Raw genomic sequence first — 2,429 nt, 5'->3', positions numbered from 1 at the left:
ACCCCCAACTCGCGGGTTGGGGGGGGGGCGTTTTTTTTTATAGCCCCCGGCGCGTGATTGTGCAACCCCCCGGGGGGGGGGGGGGGGGGGGCGCCCCACTACGGCTGGCACAAGCCGTACTGGAGGTACACGCCGACCGGGTTCCGCGTCGCGGGCATCGTCTACGACGGCTGCAGCACCCCCGGCCCCAACATCAGCAGGCCGCTCGGCTTCGACTTCCGGGCCGCCTGCGACACGCACGACTACGGCTACGGCCTGATCGGCAACACGTACAAGGGCTACCGGTACTACCTCGACCGCAGCAAGAAGGGGGCCGTCGACAACGTCTTCTACACGACGATGAAGACGCACAGTTGCAAGGCCTACTTCATCACGAGGAGGCCGAAGTGCTACGGCCTCGCGTACACCTACTTCCGGACCGTGGGCTGGAAGGGCAACCCGAAGAACGGCGCCAACGCGACCTGATCGAGGCCGCGGCGTCTTCTGAAGGCGCGCCGCGCACCAGCACGGCCGAGTAGGCCGGTCGGGCATGACGGAGCCGGGTGGCGCGGACCTCTCGCCACCCGGCTCTCCCCCCGGCAGACCCGTGCGTCACCTTTCAGCACCACACCGCTGTTTCCCCACACGTCGCTCCGGGCTGAGTCACGCCTGCCTCCCCACCGGCCGGGCCAGGACAAGCCCCCTGCTCACCGAGGCGCTATGAAGAGAACGAGCTGGATGACAGTCGTCACCGCGATGACGGTCATCTCCCTCGCCGCTGCGATACCGGCCCAGGCGTCCGCGCCACTGAGCCCTTCGACAGCCACCGAAGCTACCCAAGATCCCGTCGATCCGCCGCTCTACGACAAGACCGCGAACGGCGGAAAGGTCCGCGTCAACGTCCTCACCAAGGAGCGCGCGGACCTGTCCGCCGCGGCCGCCACGGGCAAGACGATGCAGTCCTTCGCGACCCTGCCGTTGGTCACGGTCAAGGTGGACCATGCCGGCCTGCAAAAGCTGGCCGCCCAGAGCAACGTGGTCAGCGTCACCGAGGACATCCCGGTGCCGCCGTCCCTGGACGAGAGCGTTCCCCTCATCGGCGGAACCTCGCCCGCCGCTGCGGGGCTGACCGGAGCGGGCAGTGCGATCGCCGTCCTGGACACGGGGGTGGCCACCCATCACCCCTTCCTCAAGGGGCGGGTCGTCGCCGAGGCGTGCTTCTCACCGATCGACGCCGACTTCTCCGCCACCAGTCTGTGCCCCAACGGCACCGAGGCGCAGGAGGGCGCCGGCTCGGCCGACTCCGAGACCGGGCCGTGCGCGACCATCTCCGAATGCGACCACGGAACCCACGTGGCCGGTATCGCCGCGGGCGACGGCAAGGGCATCACCGGTGCGCCGGCTCGCGGTGTCGCTCCTGGTGCCTCCATCGTCGCCATCCAGGTCTTCAGCAAGTTCACCTCGGAGGACTACTGCGGAGCCGACGCCGCACCATGTGTCCTGAGCTTCACCAGCGCCCAGCTCGCGGGGCTTGAGAAGGTGTGGGAACTCAAGCAGTCCGGGACCCCGCTCGTCGCGGCCAACCTCAGCCTCGGCGGCGGCCGGTACACCAGTGCCTGTGAGGACGATCCGCGCCACGCGGTGATCGATCAGCTGCTCGACACAGGTGTCGCCACCGTCGTCGCGGGCGGTAACAACGGATACACCGACGCGGTCAGCGCGCCCGCCTGCGTCTCCTCCGCTCTCGCGGTCGGTGCCACGACGGACGACGACGAACTGTCCACCTTCACCAACCGCGGCCCGCTGCTCGACTTCTTCGCTCCCGGCACCAGCATCGTCTCCTCCGTGCCCGGCGGCGGATACGCCTCCAAGGGCGGCACCTCCATGGCCGCCCCGCACGTGGCCGGTGCCCTGGCGGTCCTTCGACAGGCGTTCCCCACCAGAAGCATCGCTTCCCTCGAAGAGCTGCTGAAGGCCACGGGAAAGCCCATCTCCTACACCGGCGGCAGCACCCCCCGCATCGACATCGGCCAGGCGCTCAGCCACAAGTCTGACAAGCCTGGTGACGTCAGTGGCGACGGCAAGTCCGACGCCGCCTACCTGTACGACTACGGAGCCAACTCCGACGGCACCAGCCACTCCGCCCTGTGGCTGCAGACCTCGAACGGCGCCGGCTTCAACAACCCGGTCAGGCAGTGGGATTCGGGAACCGGGTCCTGGAACTGGAGCCTCAGCAAGACCCTCTCCGGCGACTTCAACGGCGACGGCAAGTCCGACGTCGCCGTCCTGTACGAGTACGCGGACACCTCTGACGGGCGTGGTCACTCGGCCTTGTGGACTTTCACCTCCACCGGGACCGGCTTCAACAAGCCCGTCAAGCTGTGGGATTCGGGCACCGGCGACTGGCACTGGGACAACAGCGAACTGGTTGCTGGTGATTTCAACGGCGA

Annotated in this window: 2 protein-coding genes; both read left to right on the top strand. The window is 68.2% G+C overall.

Translation table 11 applies throughout. The annotated features are described in order from the left end of the window. Positions 1-57 precede the first annotated feature (57 nt). Entirely contained in the window at positions 58-465 is a 408-nt protein-coding gene (locus tag ACFXGX_RS06080) for a phospholipase A2 (RefSeq protein ID WP_384785238.1), read from the top strand. A 252-nt stretch (positions 466-717) separates the two neighbouring features. Then, positions 718-2,429, top strand: a 1,712-nt coding sequence (locus tag ACFXGX_RS06075; protein WP_384785234.1) for a S8 family serine peptidase, incomplete at its 3' end; no start/stop codon positions are given.

The organism is Streptomyces sp. NPDC059371, from assembly GCF_042751995.1.
Classification (GTDB): domain Bacteria; phylum Actinomycetota; class Actinomycetes; order Streptomycetales; family Streptomycetaceae; genus Streptomyces.
This window is presented reverse-complemented; position numbering and strand designations above follow the sequence as displayed.